We start from the raw sequence: 14,387 nt of genomic DNA on the forward strand, positions 1-14,387 counted from the left end.
GCTACGCCGGGGAAGGCAGGCGCCTGTGATCGCTGGGGACTCTCCTCCCAAAGCCAGTGTTGTCGCCAGGTAAGAGCAGACCGTAGCAGACCGCCTTACCCTCTTCCCGGCTGAGCAAGATCCAGCGGCTGGGGTCCTGTCTCTCCTTCTGGCAGGCCCCTGGGGGAAGGTCGATGGCCAAGCTTTTTCTGGCGAAGGACGGGAGCCACTTCTATATCGTCGCAGGCAAGAGCCAGGGCACCTTTCAGCTCTCGCTGGCGGGCCTCTTCTGGCTGGCCCAAATGCACACCTCGTTTCCTCAGCCCGGCAGGCAGAAAGATGAGGGTGTCCCTCTCACATGGGGGACATTTCGTAAGCTGAGAGACGAGGGCTACCTTTTTACAAAAGGCCTCTCTCTCCCGACTCGCACCAGTCACCCCAGTGGCTACGAGCGCGATGAGGACGAGCAGGAGGCAGACGAGCCTCCTTCCGCTTCCGGGCTCCCTCTGCTGCTGAGGGTGGAAGCAGACGATCAGAAAGAGCGCTGGCAGCTCGCTCTTGATCTCTCTGCCCTGGGTGAGCAGACGTGGCAGGAGCTGCAGCAGCTCGCTGGCCCGGCGGCTGCTCGTCTGCTGGCTGGCTCGCCAGGGCTGACCAGAGGGCGATCGCTCAGGGATCTCTCCTATTCGCCTCTTCTACCGGTACCTCCCCAGACGGAAGCATACCAGCTCTGCTGTCAGCGAGCAGACGAGTTTTATGAACTGCGGACGGCTCCCCCGACGCCTGGTCTCAGCAGGGCCTGGCAGGGTACACTCTTTTATCAGGAGGAGGATGCCGAGCTACCCCGGCGCTTGCGTCGCGGCGAAAGCATCAGCTTCTACTCCAGGGCGCGTCTCTACTGGCTGGTGCGCAGCGATCATGATATTGGGCGGGGACTGCTTCAGGACTGGCCAGGTTCGAAGCGTCAGGTCGGCCCGCCTTGCTCTGGCTGGCAGTTGTGGGAACTGGAGCTGACTTCTTCGACCCTGGCCACGCAGGATGCTGGGACCCGGCTTGAGCGCTGGCTGAACTACAGCGAACTGAAGTTGCAGCAGCCGGGCTGGTCGCTGATGCTGCTCAGTCCGCCCCTGGTGCTCCCGAAGGAGGGACCACCCGTGCTGGGCCCGCGCTCTAAGGTGATCATCGGCTGCAGACCACCCGCTACCAGTCTGGCCTCTCTCCAGTCAGGGCGAGCTGTCACCATGACGTTGGATCTACGCCTCTCTCAAGAGGGCAATGGTCCACCTCTAGAGCGGCGCTTTTCACTGACCGGAGAGACCAGCATGGTTTACGTGGCGTTGGACGGTTTGGAGCCAGGGACATATCAGCTAGGGCAAGGGAGCCAGTCAGGTCGCCTGACCTTCACGCTTGATCCTGGCACCGCGGAGGCCGAGGTCGGTCCCTGGCCGCCAGAATTGCTGGCCGGCTTGCGCTGCACTGCGGTGACCCAGGGCGGCGCGCGGCAGGTGTTCGCCGCGTTCAGCCCGACGGCAGAGGAGGCAGCGGGAGCCACAGAGCCAGGCCGCCTTCTGTTGAAAAGCCCAGAGGAGGGGGCCACATTGGTATGGGAACTGGCCCCGTCGGGCCTGCCGGTCAGCGTCTCCTGGCGTTGGTGCACTGCAGAGACCCCCTGGCACCAGGACCAGGCTTTCTCTCCGGTGACCGCGGGCGAGAAGCTAACAGCCCTCTGGCAGCAGCAGATCTGGCCAGCGCTCGCCAGGGCCAGCCAGGCCCGTCTGATCCTGGACGGGGATGCCCTGGGCTGCCTGGAGATCTCTCTAGAGCCTGCCCCCAGACCGGTCGCTGCACCACTACGGCTCAGGACTGCCCAACGCGCACAGTTGCTCTGGCTGGGCCATTGTCTCACCACCCTGCCAACGGCTGAGCTTGTCTATACGTCAGGGCTTCCGGTTGCTCTGCAGCAGCGGCTGCGCTCTCTGGAGCAGGCTGCCCGCCAGAATGATCCACCGCTGGCCCTGGCGCTGCGGCGCCTCCTGACCTCGCATCTGCCTCCCTGGGTAGTGAACCGCCTCATAGCACTCTTCTCGGGGAAGCTGATACCATAGAGCGAGTGCCATAGTCAGTGTTCTGCACGCTCCCCTTGTCCCTGTGGAAAGGTCTTGGCCATGTCAGATACAGAAAGATATTATTGGATCGGAATTATTCGGAAAGAAGATATAAAGGAAAATTTAGCTTTTATAACACCTCTTGCATTTTTAGATAATGAAATGAAGGTCTGGGAACCATTAGTCCGGGAGGCTTACAAACACTTCTTCCCCAACGCCGGTAAGGTCGCCTGGCCACGTGGGCCGAGTGGATGGAGACCAGAGCTGCTCTACAGCTTTCGCGTTGAACCGGCGCAGGGTCGCGAGGACCTCAAAGATTCACCGACCTACGCACACTACCGGATCGCTGGTTCCCCCTGGCCCTCGCCCGAAGGACTGGCTCAAGTCCTCGACTGGAGTACTATCCCACGGGAGCGGCTCGTCGCTAGGCTGAGCGAACCTTTCACCAGGCCGTGCTATACGAAAACCATCTATATCCAGCATGGGCGCCAGCTCTATGGGCCCATCCAGCTAGACGGCGAGCGGCTGCGTCCTCTCGCCTACAGCGATGGCATGACGGAGCAAACGCTGCATGTCGACGTCTGCGAGCTTCCCGACGATGAGCAGGCGATCCTCACGTTCTCGCTTGACAATGGCGAAGAGCTGCACCTCCTGACAGTCGAGCCAGTCGCCTCCGAGCAGCTGGACTGGTCTCCTCCAGGTGTCATTATCAAGCAGGTGCTCACGGCCTATCAGAAGCAGCCCCTGGTCAAAGACCTCGACGCGGACCAGGTGCGGCGCGTGCTCAAGGCGCTGAAGCATGCCCTTAGCACTCAGCCGCCAGCTACCACCTTCCCATTGCAGCCAGATACTCTCACACGCGCCAAAGCCCTATTGCAAGCTGGCAAGCAGGTCATCGACGACTGGGAAGAATTCAGCGACTTTCTGCAACAGCTTCCCGCTGTCCGGCAGCAGCTCGCCGCCATTCGCGAAGCAGCTCACCAGCAAGCCTATCAGGAGGCTCAGGAAGAGGCTCGCCAGGAGATGGCCGACTTCCGCCGCCAGCAGGAGGAGGCCATCGCTCGCGAGCTTGAGGCCCTCTTTGCTGAACAGCTCCAACAGCTCGCCGAGGGACAGAGACAGCTTGATACGCTCAGACAATCTCTTAAAGAAGCCTCTGATGAGCTTGAACTCTATGAAGAGGAAATAAGCAATAAAAAGGAAGAGATAGAAGCACAAAAGCGTTTGCTTCAGCAAGAAGAGGCCCAGCTTCAAGCCTTCGAAGCCCACTTCCGACAGCGTCTGGAAGAGCTACGACAGCAACCGCTAGCAGCGCTGAGCCAGGTGCTTGCGAATCACTGGCTCCTGGCGGCCAGCGCCAGTACAGACAGCAGGCGAGGCAGCAGTAGAGACACTGGTAGAGACATGGGTACTGGCAGAGGTACAGGCGCCGCCCACTCTCAGAGCACCGAGCAGCTCTGGCCAGAGCTAGTCAAAGCCGGGTCGGGCAAGTTCATTACCGATGCATCTACCCTGCTTAATCTGGCGACCGTTCGTCAGGCGGCCCGGGCAAACGGTATCAAGCCGGAGGCTGTGCGCCTCTGCATCGTTGCCCTCCTGGCGGGCCTCATTCCCACGCTCAGCGGACCCTACGCGCTCACCACGCTGGAAGCCCTGAGCCTGGTACTCAGCGCCGGACGCCTCTGTCGGGTCCCGATCCCGCTGACAGCAACGCAGCCGCTCGACCTCTTCGGCCAGCTCAGGCCCACAGAGCGCCTTTTCCTCCCCGCCAGCTCCCCGCTGGCCGATACCGTACTGTGGGCCGCTGACCATCCCGGGCAACTGGCCATCGTCGTTCTCGAAGGGCTGGACCGCCTTCCCGGCGCCCCAGTTTACGTACCGCTTCTACAGCAATACATCGTCATGCAGCTTCGCTCCGCATCGATGCCGACACCGGTGCCACTCTTCCATCCCCAGGCACTCCCTGCTGACGATCCCTACCACTCACTGGCAGCCTTTCGCTGGCCATGCAACCTGCTGCTGACCGCGACCTGCGATGACGACCTGCACAGCCTGCCACTGCCCAAGATCACCCGCGGCTGGCTGGTCCACCTCGATCCCGGCCAACTAGCCCTAAGCCTCAATCAGCAGCAGCTCAACGGTCACCAGGAGCGGAGCGAGGTCGCCACCACGGACTGGCATCGCTGGCGTCTGACTGTCAATCAAACGCTCGCGAGCGCAGCCAGCGACGAGACGAACGCCAGCGCGTTTTCCGCCATCATAGGTCAGCTCAAGCAGACTGCCCGCTGCTTCGACTGCCCCTTCAATGAGAATCTCCTGAACAAGGCGGCCTATGATCTCGGCGCAGAGGAGGCTGCTGCTTCCCTGGAGGAGCTGGACTAAGGCCATGACCGTCGATATCGAGCTGCTAGAAGAGAAGCAAGCCAGGGACTTCGTCACCTCCTCGTTGCTGGGAACCATCCAGGCCGCGCCGGCGGCACTGCAGGCCGAGGCCGTACGCGCAGTTCTCTGGGCCTTGGGCCGGGGAGGCGCCAACTCCTTGAGCAGCGACTCCGCCGTCTCAACCCGCACGCTGCTCCATCACACGCGCCGCCTGCTGCTACCCTGCACCAAGCAGCCGGCAACAGAGCAGGTCGATCGCCAGTTTCTGGAGCGCCTCGCCGAGCAAGGCGATCTCCTCCAGATCAGACACACAGAATGGCAGTGGCTACCGGCCCCCCCGCGCCTCGTTCCGCTGGGCAGCCGCTATCTGCTCGCCGGCGGCCTCCCCCTCCATGCGCTACCCGAGCCGCTCCAGAAGCAGATCACCCTGCGCACTACCCTGCGCCTGCTCCCGCTCACGGCAGACAAGCACTGGCCCTACGCCTACCAGAGCCTTGCAAGCTGGCTCGGCCCTCAGCCACCCAGCCTGCGCGAGCTGCAGAGCGCCTTTCAGCAAGCACAGCTCACTCCCGTGGAGAGAACCCCAACGGCGAGCGACCAGATCGAGGTTTACCTGCCCCAAGGTTGCGGCCCCCAAGAAGAGCGGTGGCAGCCGCTGATACGCACTGCCACCGCACCACCGGCGCGCTACCTGCTGCGCAGACCAGATCGCTGGCAGCCTGGACGCTTCCAATACAGCATCGTGTGGCTGAATCAGGGGCAGATTCTGCAGGAGTCCCACCCTTGGGAGGAGGTGGACATCGCCCGCCTCTGCTACGCCCTCGATCAGGCCGCCGGCAGACGCACAACAGTGCGCTGGTCCGGCCAGGCCGGCAGCAAGACGCTAGCCCTGCATCTCGAAAGCCGCCTGCCCCGACGCGAGTACCGCCTGCTGCTGGCCCTGAGCGCGCACCTCTCTATCGAGCGCAGCGCCCCACGCCGCTATCGCTGGCAGGGCATCGCCGTCGAAGATCGGCCCCGCATTGAGGAGACACTGCGGTCCCTGGGCCTGACCTTCGCAGAACATCTCAGCCGCTGAGTCGAGACCCGTCGCCAGCTTCCCGCCAGGTCCACCTCAGCGCCCCGGCTTGCGGCCAATAGTGACGTGAAACTGGAACTCGGTGCCGTAGTTGCGCCACTCCTCCGGCAGCGAGGCCAACAGCTCACGCCATTCTTCTACCGGCATAAAGGCCGCCACACGCTCGGTGAGCGCCGACATCACGGCCAGCATATCTTTCTCCAAGAGGCGCCCACCCTGGCCACCCGCCTCACCCATCACTACGCTATAGGTCCGCTTCTCGACAGCAATCGCCCCCGCCTGCGTTAAAAGGTTCGGCATATTGAGAGCAATCAGCGGATCAAAGCCCCAGCCAGCGATCGCCCGGTTGACCAGATCGCGCAGATGGGCCGAGCGCGGCCCGGGATGATTGAAATACATACCGGCTTCCGTCAACTGCAACCAGCCGCCAGGACGCACGAGGCGCAACAGCTCGCGCAGCACCTGCGGCCAGGCCGAGGCCGGCACCGCCAAAATCAGCAAACGCTGATGGACCAGATCAAAGCTGTTCTCGGGAAAGGGCAACCCCTTGAGGACATCGCCATAGACATAGTCAACGTTGGCCGGTACCGTCGGCAAGCGCTCCGGCGGCTCCACGTCCACCCCCATCACCTGACAAAGCGGATAACGCTGCCCTACCTCGCGCGCCCATAGTCCCGTGCCACATCCCACATCGAGAATCGCCCGCGGATAGTCGTCGAGCGGCGCAATAATGTGCTGCTTTTGCACGCTCATGAGCGCGTAATGCTGAAAGTTGAGGCGATCGATCTCGGCCTCGTCCTTCGGTAAGACATAGGGGACATCCTGGAGATAGCGGCGCTGCCACTGCTGCTCTTCCTCTGCTCGCGCATCCTGTCCACGCGGCGTCAGCTCCCCCGTCCTGATCGCCGGTAGCCGCCGCGTCCTCTTAAACAGGCCCCATAAAGGCATCCTGGCCTCCTTCTCATCATGAAATGCCTATACCTGGCTCTACTTCATCTGCCACCTGGCGAAGATTAGCCCTCTTGCCCCGTGTGCTAGCCGCCATCACACATGGAGACTGCCGCCCACCCAAGCGGCACAGGCCCGCCAACCCGCCAGGCCGGACAAGAGGCAACGAGGGCGTAACGCCCTCGTTGTTCATAAGAGAGTATACCTGGTCATCGCTCAAAAATGGAAGGATCTACCTGAGCTGCAGATCGCTTAGTCGATTGCTCCACACTTCCTCACGGCACGGTGAGCGATTGCGGCACCACCATCCGATAACGGGCTCCCCTCAAAAAAAAGAGGAGCCGGCTGCCTTGGCCAGATCAGATGGCAACCGCGCCCGGCTATGATGGGCGTGTCACGACCTGCTTCCAGGGTTGGTGAAGCACGCCCAGTCAGAAAGCCCTAGGCCAGGACCCCAATCATCTCCAGCTGCACCAGCAGATCAAGGCCCGAGCGCAGCGGCAAGCGCTCCATCTCCGGCAGAGCCTGCAGCGCCTGCTCAGTCTCTTCCAGATGGGTCAGCGTATGCCCACCGTCGAAGAGGGAGAGCAGCACCTCCTCACCAGGGTGCAGGTCCAGATAGCGCCCCGTCCGCCGGTTGATCACGCGCCGCGTCTGGCGCACTGCTCCCTGATAGTAGTAGAGACCGTCGCACAGCTCGGCCTCCTTGAGACGCAGCGGGCGCCCCGCGTACTGAGCTGCCAGCTCGTCGCGGCAGTAGGGCGTCCCAAAGAGACCGTTGACGAGCTGCTGCGCCTCATGCAGGGGATAGCTACCGAAGAGGCTCAACGACTCCGCCCGCGTCGCATAGCCCGAGGCCAGGCGCGTAAACGCCTGGCGATCCGAGAGATTCAGCTCACTGCCGCTGCGCGCCAGAATGCGCCGCGCCTGCCAGAACCAGCTTTCCAGCGAAAAATTGTTACTGTACCAAAACGCCGCCATATCGCGGTAGGCTTGCAAATAGGTGCGATAGGTCTGAGCATAAAACTCCCAATAGCGCCGGACCTCCTCATCGCTGCCAGCCGCAAAGCTCGACACCAGGGTATAGGCCGCCTTCTGGCCCAGCTCATGGGCTAGCATCACGCCCGACGAGAGGATCGGATCGACAAAGCCCGCCGCATCACCGACCATCGCCCAGCCAGATCCACTAAGCTGGCGGCTGCGGTACGACCAGTCCTGAATAGCGCAGACCATGCGCCGCTGATCGGCAGCGATGCGCGTCAGGCGAGCCTCCTTGAGAAGATCACGCACTTCGTCACAGGCCTGCAGCTCTTCCAGATAGAGCTGCTCTGGTCCCTCGGGCAGGTGTTTGAGCGTCTGGCGATGGGTCACAAAGCCCACGCTCATCACATCGCGCTTCAAAGGAATATACCAGATCCAGCCGCGCGGCGTCGTGATGATGCAGATGCGCGTCAGCTCGGGATAGCCCGTATACTCATAGAGCCACTTCGCTCCCTGCCAGTAGGCAAAGAGAGCATAGTTGTTCATCTGCACATCGTACTCGCGCAGCTTGAGGGCATGGCCGAGCAGGGCCTGCTGCCCACTGCAATCGAGTACCCAATCGCAATAGACCGTCTGCAGGCCACGCTCATCGACGAACTCGACACCGATGGCCCGCGGCTCCCTCCTCTCCTGGCCCTCAGCGCTCAGCGACGCAGGCGGCTCGCGGTCCCAGAGCACGCGCGTCACACGTGCCCGCTGGCGCACCTCGACCCCCAGGCTGGCGGCGTGGCGCAGCAGCAGCTCATCGTACTCCGCGCGCCGCACCTGCCAGGCCCGCGTGTAGAGTCGCGGCAGGCGCTTGCCCTGAGCCACGAGCTGCGAGATCAGCTCATCGAACTCGAAGCCCCACGGCTCGCGGCTCTGTCCCCAAATAAAGGTCGCTCCCAGCTTCTCCAAAAAGCCCGCGTTGGCCACCTTCTCATAGGCGCCCATCTCCTCCAAAACCGGTGAGGCCCCCGCTAGCAGCGACTCCCCCACATGATGGCGGGGGAAAGCCTCTTTTTCGAGCAAGAGTAGACGCAGCTGCGGCGCATAGCGGCGGGTCAGAGCCGCCACCGTGCTGCCCGCCGGCCCGCCGCCGATAATGACGACATCGTAGTGTCTGGTCATCATGAGTGCCTCCTTTCCCTAGAGGCGACGCCAACAGATCACTCCTCCGCTGAGCAAGGCCACCAGCCGGGTTGACGTACAGGCAATATCGGCAATGCGCACCAGCGGCAGCCCCTCATGCTGAGCCTGCCAGCTCTGGCCCAGATCGTCCGAGCGGAAGATGCCACCGCCTGCCAGCACAAAGAGCGAGCGCTCTCCCGCCCGCTGGCACGAGACAACGCGGCGAATGCCGCCGCCGCCGTGGCCGACCGCACAGCGGCGCCAGTTGCCGTCGGGTCCCGCCAGCAGCAGGATATTGCCAATGCCCAGCGTCAGCGGCTCAGGGCAGCTGGCCACCAGCGGCCAGTTCGTATCGGCCTCCAGTCCGCGTATCCAGTTACGCCCATCATCGGTTGAATACCAGAGGCAGACATGATACTGCCGCGGATCGTAGGTCGCCGCCACCAGATGCTCAGGGGTGGCCTGCAGGGCCGCCAGCAGCGTCACCCCAAACGGCGGCGTCAACTGGCGCCAGCTTACGCCATCGTCGGCACTGTGCCAGAGGCGACGACCATCGCCGCTGGCCACCCAGAGATGACGGGACCGGCCATGACCGGCCCAGGTGATCAGCGTGTTGCCCTCCAGCGGCTCCGTCAACAAGCGCTGATGCTCACCGCTAGCCGGCCAGAGACGCAGCAGACCCTCGGGTCCAGCCAGCAGCAGCGTCTCGTCGTCGATCACCGCGCACCCCGTCAGCGGCAAGGTCAGCCCCTGCAGGCGCTGCCATTCCGCCGTCTCGCCCGCTTCGTCCCCGGTCAGCCTGGCCTGCAGGGGGGCCGTATGTGTTCCCACCAGCCACAGGCGCTCACCCTGGGGCTGCAAACGCAGCAGATCATGCAGCGGCGGCTCAGGAAGAGCACGCCAACTGTGACCATCGTCGTCGCTGACCAGCACCCCCTCAGCAGTGCCCGCATAGAGCCGACCCTGGCCCCGGTCCTGGCGGCAGACATGCACCATCCGCCCATCAACCGTCTGCCAGCTCCTGCCGCCATCGGTCGAGCGCAGCAGGCCGCGCTGCGTTCCCAACAAGAGCGTGCCCGCCTCCGTAGTGAAGAGCGACAGAGGATGAGCCTCCTGCAGGCCCTCTACCGCCTGCAGAGGCTGCCAGCGCTCGCCTTCGGCGTCAGCCTGCAGCAGGGTGCCATTCTCCAACACCGCCAGGACATCCCCACCCGGCAGGCGCGTCAAGACCTCAACCGCTCCCTCACTGCTCTCCAGGACCCGCCGCCAGCCACGTCCGCCATCGCGCGAGCGATAGATGGCCTCATCGGTGGCCGCCAAGACTGTCAGCCGGTCCAGCCAGAGAAGATCGGTGATCTCATAGCTTTGCAAGCCAAAGGAGACGTTGCGCCAGGTGCGCCCGCCATCGCTGCTGCGCAAGACGCCATTGGCCAGCGTCCCAGCCAGCAAGGTATTGTCGCTGCCGAAGGTTGGCGAGGGAGCCAGGGCCGTCACCCCAACGCTCCCATCTTCGATCTCGGCGCGCTGCCAGCCGGCTCCGCCCGTGAGCGAATAGGCCAGGCCGCCATTGCCACCCGCCAGCAGCAGATTGCCATAGGCCCATAAGGCCGTCACCGGCGCCGGCGGCAAGAGCACCGGCCCCGGCTCCCAGGCTCCAGCCTCTGCCCCCTCCGGCTTCTCGGAAGCCGTTCGATAGCAGGCGATGCCTCCCAGACCACCAGCCCACAAACGCCCCGGCGCCGGGGCCAGGGCATAGATTGGCGTCGGCAAGGCCGGCGCTCGCAGCTCACGCCAGGCCCGTCCGTCTGACTCCGATTCTTTCCCTGTGGTCATACTCAAAAGCAGACACCTCCTTCCGCTTTGCTCAACTGCGGCACGCGCCTCGGCTTCAGCGCCGCGGCACTTGTCATTATCGCAGAGAGCCGCAAGCGCCTGGCTCCCCCCATCACTCAGTAGCTACAGAGCAAGACCGCAGGTCGCCGGGTCCTCCACAGAGGCAGCTCCCTGCCCCCTTGCGCTCATCCATGAAAGACCACAGCATCGGTCGTGACCAGCATCGTCGCCAGACTGACCGCCGCCCGCAAAGCTCCGCGCACAACGCTGCAGCAGTCCAGGATACCGCGCTCCCACATCGAGACCACCTCACCGCGCAGAGCATCGAAGCCAGAATCGGCCCCCCGGCGACGTACCTCCTCCAGCACCAGCGGCGGATGCCTGCCTCCATGATTGCGCACAATCTGCAAAAACGGCTCCTGCAGGGCGGCCTCCAGCAGCGCCACCCCCTGACGCTCGTCAGCGTCGGCACAGGCCACTCGCGCCTCCTCCAGAGCTGGCAGGCAGTTGAGCAGGGCCACACCGCCACCGGGCACCAGGCCACCCTCGTAGGCCGCCTCCAAAACGCGCAGCGCCTTCTCCGCCAGCTCCTTTCTCAACTCCAGCTCATGCTCATTGACAGCGCCGATCTTGAGGATGCCAATCCCGCCCGTCAGGCGCGCCAGACGCAGACGCAAAAACTCCCACTCGCTATTTTTGCCGCGCGGAGCCTCGCGGAGCTGAGCGCGCACCGCAGCAATACGCTGCTGCACCTCGCGCATGCACCCCTGACCACCAATGATGGTCACCCCCGTCGGCGTCAGGATGGCCTGCTGAGCGTGACCAAGGTGCTCGCGCCGAATATGACGGCAGAGCGTCCCCGTCAGCTCTGAGAAGACTGTACCGCCCGTCAGGGCCGCCATATCGGCCAAATCATCATGGACCAGGGTTGCACCACTGGAGAGGACCAGCAGGCCGAGCGTCACCAGGCCGCGCACATGATTGGCCGCCAACATCGTCAGAGCAGGCCCGCGCAAGGCCCGGGCAACCACCAGCAGCGGCGGGCGACACGGCTCCGTCAGCGCCAGTTCGAGCACAGGCAGCACCTGCTCAACCTCGCACAACTCCTCGTCGGCGAGCACAATCCAGGGCTGGCGCAGGATCAGCCCAGCCTCACCCTCCGGCAGGAGCGCACGCGCCGGGATGTAGCCATCCCACTTGCCCCCGCGAATATATTCGTGATCAAGGCCCGGCCCGGGCAGCTCTTCGGTGACAATGGTGGAGCACGGCCCCAGGACCTCGAACATGGCCGCCAGCACCTCGCTCAGCTCGCCATCACCCGTTGCTCCTAAGACCAGAGCCTGCACCTCCTCGCAGCGCCCCAAGGGACGCGCCTGACGCTCCAGGGCCGCCTCCGCCGCCTCGACGGCCCGCTGCAGTCCACGCGCCAGAGCCGGTGGACTGGCCCCCGCCGCCAACCGGCGACAGGCCTCGTGCACCAAAACCCGCACCATGACCGCCGCCAGCGCTACTCCATCGCCATAGCGCTCGTGCAGCTCCAGAGCCATCTCGCGCAGCAACATCGCTCCCAGGTTGTCACTGCGGTCACGCAGGGCAATGACACGCCGCGCAATGGTGCTGGCGTCGGCCAGCACCTCGCACTCACTGCGGCTCCGTTCGTTGAGAACCAGGGCGCGCGCCGGCCCCAGAGTCAGGGCCAGGGGCCGGGCCAGGAGATCAACGCCACGTACCAGGAGGCGTAAGGCCCGCGGCAGACGGATCAGCGAGGGCTGCTGCGCCACGCGCCGCAGCTCCGTGACCAGCCGCCGCGCCTCCGCCAGGCGGTAGCCAGTCGTGACATCACGCGGATTACGCGGCCTCAGCGTCGTCATGGCAGGTCCACCCTTAACTCACCTCGACCTCGACGGGCCAGCAGCACCAGCCCCCTCCTCCAGAGCAGCAGAGCCGCCAGCACCGGCGCAATCAGGAAGAAGCCAGCAATCGAAAGATAGCCGACAAGCATAACAGCCAGAGCCAGCAAGAGCGAGCCGGCTGTCGGCAACGGATAGCGCCAGGCCAGCCGCAAAGCGCGCCAGAGCAACGACCAGGCCCCCTGCTCCGGCTCCGCCACAAAGAGCGGCCCCCAGTAGGCGGCACTGAAGAGCAGGATCAGCAGCAATAGTCTAAACAGAATATCCAGCAGCAAGAACTGAAGTGGCGCCACGACGATAATCAGCAGGCAAAGCAGACCACAGAGACCCGGCAGTGGCGCCAGCGTGCGCAGGCACGGCAGCAGCAAGCGACCCAGGTCGTCGCGCAACATCGCCAGGTCCAGCGGCTCCTGACGATTGAGACGGGCCACGCCGCTAAAGAGCACGGCTGTCGCCGGCAGCAACGCCAGGGCACTGTAGGCCACCAGGAGCAGACGTAGCCCCAGCGGAAGAGCTGGCCAGGCCAGCGCAACTAAGGCCGGCACCAACTGCACAGCCCAGGCCACGTTGAGGGCAACCAGCCGCTCCAGCTGGTCTCGCAACAGGACAAAAGCCCCCCAGATTGGACGGCGCAGCGTCTCCTCTGAAAGGGCATCGGCCTCAAACTCTTCAAAGAATGGCATCGTCTCTGTTCTCCCTGTCCCCGGAAAGCAGAACAAACAGGCGCTAACGCGATCACATCCTGCGCTACAAGCGCAGAGCAGCACCGGCACGGCGGGCAGGGAGCCACAGGGAGCCAGACAGACAGACAGCCTGCCGCTCCTACCCGTCGTGCCCCGCGGTACCCATTGATGTCGTCGGCCAGCCGAATGCTCGCCGACGCCTTCCCAGGCAAGCCGGCTGGCTACCCCAGACGGACACGGGCCTACTTCAGGCCCTGGATGCGCACACCGCGCAGCAGATACTCACGGCAGAGAATGAACATCACAAAGATTGGGAGGGTCTGCAAGAGGGCCAGCACCATCAGGCCATTCCACGAGAGACCCGCCGCCAGGGCCGAACGCATGGCCACCGACTGGCTCAGGGCCGTGGCGCGATCCATCACCCCCGAATTGATGAAGTTGTTCATGACCGTATAGACCGCCAGCGCGGTCGGAGCTTTGTCGTTGCTCTGGATCACTAGCTGCGGCCACAGGAAGCTATCCCAGACTGCATAGAACTGAATCCAGGCCACCACTGAATAGACCGGGACGCTCATCGGGAAGACAATGCGGCGGAAGATGTTGAACTCCGAGCCGCCATCGACGCGCGCCGCCTGTAGCACCGAGTCGGGGATCGTGTCGAAGTAGCCCTTGAAGATCAGGTAGTTGTAAGCATTGAAGATACCCGGCACAATAATGGCCCAGGGCGTATCGTAGAGCGAGAGGGTCGGGAAAGGCTGATCGGTCCCCGGCAGATTGGGCACGGAGGCAGCCGGCAGGGCAAAGGGGAAATTGAGCGCCAGGAAGAGCATCGGGATCAAGAGCACCGCCAGCGGGATCATCAGGGTGCCGATAAAGAAGAGAAAGGCCCAGCGCGCGCGCCGCCCGCGCAGCAGCTTGCTGGTGGCATAAGCGGCCATCGAGGTCACGGGAATCGAGATCAGCAGGGTCACAGAGGTCATGAAGAACGAGTTCCAGAAATAGACCCAGAACGGTTCTCCCGCCGACCCAGCCAACAAGGCACCAACCCCACTGTTCTCGGCCCACTGGATCACCAACTTCCAGGCCGCCAGCGTGGGATGCAGCGGCCAGAACACCGGCGTCGTCGACAGCGTGTCCTGCGCCGGCGTGATCGAAGTCACGATCATGATATAGAACGGCACCAGGTGGGTCAGGACGCCCAAGGACAACAGGATCACCATCAGCCACCAGCCCAGCCTTAGCAAGGGCTGCTTTCTGCCAACCTTTGGGAAAAGCATAGACACAACAAACACACTCCTTCTGCTACCTGACTGACTTG

9 protein-coding genes are annotated in these 14,387 nt (G+C 63.7%); 3 read left to right on the forward strand and 6 right to left on the reverse strand.

All coding sequences use genetic code 11. The features are described 5' to 3' along the window. The first annotated feature begins 173 nt into the window (after positions 1-173). From N688_RS16425 to N688_RS16435, 3 genes are all read left to right on the forward strand, one after another. Positions 174-2,084 carry a hypothetical protein gene (locus N688_RS16425; RefSeq protein WP_052890293.1) on the forward strand — a complete coding sequence of 637 codons (1,911 nt, stop codon included), beginning with the start codon at positions 174-176 and terminating at the stop codon, positions 2,082-2,084. A 162-nt stretch (positions 2,085-2,246) separates the two neighbouring features. Then, entirely contained in the window at positions 2,247-4,466 is a 2,220-nt protein-coding gene (locus N688_RS16430) for a hypothetical protein (RefSeq protein WP_052890294.1), read from the forward strand. A 4-nt stretch (positions 4,467-4,470) separates the two neighbouring features. Beyond that, a complete protein-coding gene (locus N688_RS16435; protein ID WP_052890295.1) occupies positions 4,471-5,544 on the forward strand; it encodes a hypothetical protein in 1,074 nt (357 codons plus the stop codon). A 36-nt stretch (positions 5,545-5,580) separates the two neighbouring features. On the opposite strand, the gene N688_RS16440 is transcribed toward N688_RS16435, so the two are convergent. From N688_RS16440 to N688_RS16465, 6 genes are all read right to left on the reverse strand, one after another. Beyond that, positions 5,581-6,492: a class I SAM-dependent methyltransferase gene (locus N688_RS16440; RefSeq protein WP_052890296.1), complete on the reverse strand. Its 912-nt coding sequence runs from the start codon at positions 6,490-6,492 to the stop codon at positions 5,581-5,583. 441 nt (positions 6,493-6,933) lie between these two features. Further along, positions 6,934-8,646 (reverse strand): NAD(P)/FAD-dependent oxidoreductase, encoded by a 1,713-nt coding sequence (locus tag N688_RS16445; protein WP_052890297.1) that lies wholly within the window; start codon positions 8,644-8,646, stop codon positions 6,934-6,936. A gap of 15 nt (positions 8,647-8,661) precedes the next feature. Then, complete coding sequence (locus tag N688_RS16450; RefSeq protein WP_052890298.1) at positions 8,662-10,476, reverse strand: WD40/YVTN/BNR-like repeat-containing protein; 1,815 nt, start codon at positions 10,474-10,476, stop codon at positions 8,662-8,664. 185 nt (positions 10,477-10,661) lie between these two features. After that, the gene (locus N688_RS16455; RefSeq protein ID WP_052890299.1) at positions 10,662-12,347 is read right to left on the reverse strand and encodes a TCP-1/cpn60 chaperonin family protein; all 1,686 of its coding nucleotides are present in this window, start codon (positions 12,345-12,347) and stop codon (positions 10,662-10,664) included. Next, entirely contained in the window at positions 12,344-13,069 is a 726-nt protein-coding gene (locus N688_RS16460; RefSeq protein ID WP_052890300.1) for a hypothetical protein, read from the reverse strand. The genes N688_RS16455 and N688_RS16460 overlap by 4 nt, the downstream gene beginning before the upstream one ends. Before the next feature lie 242 nt (positions 13,070-13,311). Continuing rightward, a complete protein-coding gene (locus N688_RS16465) occupies positions 13,312-14,346 on the reverse strand; it encodes a carbohydrate ABC transporter permease (RefSeq protein WP_052890301.1) in 1,035 nt (344 codons plus the stop codon). Positions 14,347-14,387: the final 41 nt, after the last annotated feature.

The sequence above is a fragment of the Thermogemmatispora carboxidivorans genome, assembly GCF_000702505.1.
Lineage (GTDB): Bacteria > Chloroflexota > Ktedonobacteria > Ktedonobacterales > Ktedonobacteraceae > Thermogemmatispora > Thermogemmatispora carboxidivorans.

Bases quoted from the DNA above. Each gene is read 5' to 3' on its own strand.
- N688_RS16435 (WP_052890295.1), top strand. From the start codon at position 4,471: ATGACCGTCGATATCGAGCTGCTAGAAGAGAAGCAAGCCAGGGACTTC.
- N688_RS16430 (WP_052890294.1), top strand. From the start codon at position 2,247: ATGAAGGTCTGGGAACCATTAGTCCGGGAGGCTTACAAACACTTCTTC.
- N688_RS16450 (WP_052890298.1), bottom strand. From the start codon at position 10,476: ATGACCACAGGGAAAGAATCGGAGTCAGACGGACGGGCCTGGCGTGAG.
- N688_RS16440 (WP_052890296.1), bottom strand. From the start codon at position 6,492: ATGCCTTTATGGGGCCTGTTTAAGAGGACGCGGCGGCTACCGGCGATC.
- N688_RS16425 (WP_052890293.1), top strand. From the start codon at position 174: ATGGCCAAGCTTTTTCTGGCGAAGGACGGGAGCCACTTCTATATCGTC.
- N688_RS16460 (WP_052890300.1), bottom strand. From the start codon at position 13,069: ATGCCATTCTTTGAAGAGTTTGAGGCCGATGCCCTTTCAGAGGAGACG.
- N688_RS16445 (WP_052890297.1), bottom strand. From the start codon at position 8,646: ATGATGACCAGACACTACGATGTCGTCATTATCGGCGGCGGGCCGGCG.
- N688_RS16465 (WP_052890301.1), bottom strand. From the start codon at position 14,346: ATGCTTTTCCCAAAGGTTGGCAGAAAGCAGCCCTTGCTAAGGCTGGGC.
- N688_RS16455 (WP_052890299.1), bottom strand. From the start codon at position 12,347: ATGACGACGCTGAGGCCGCGTAATCCGCGTGATGTCACGACTGGCTAC.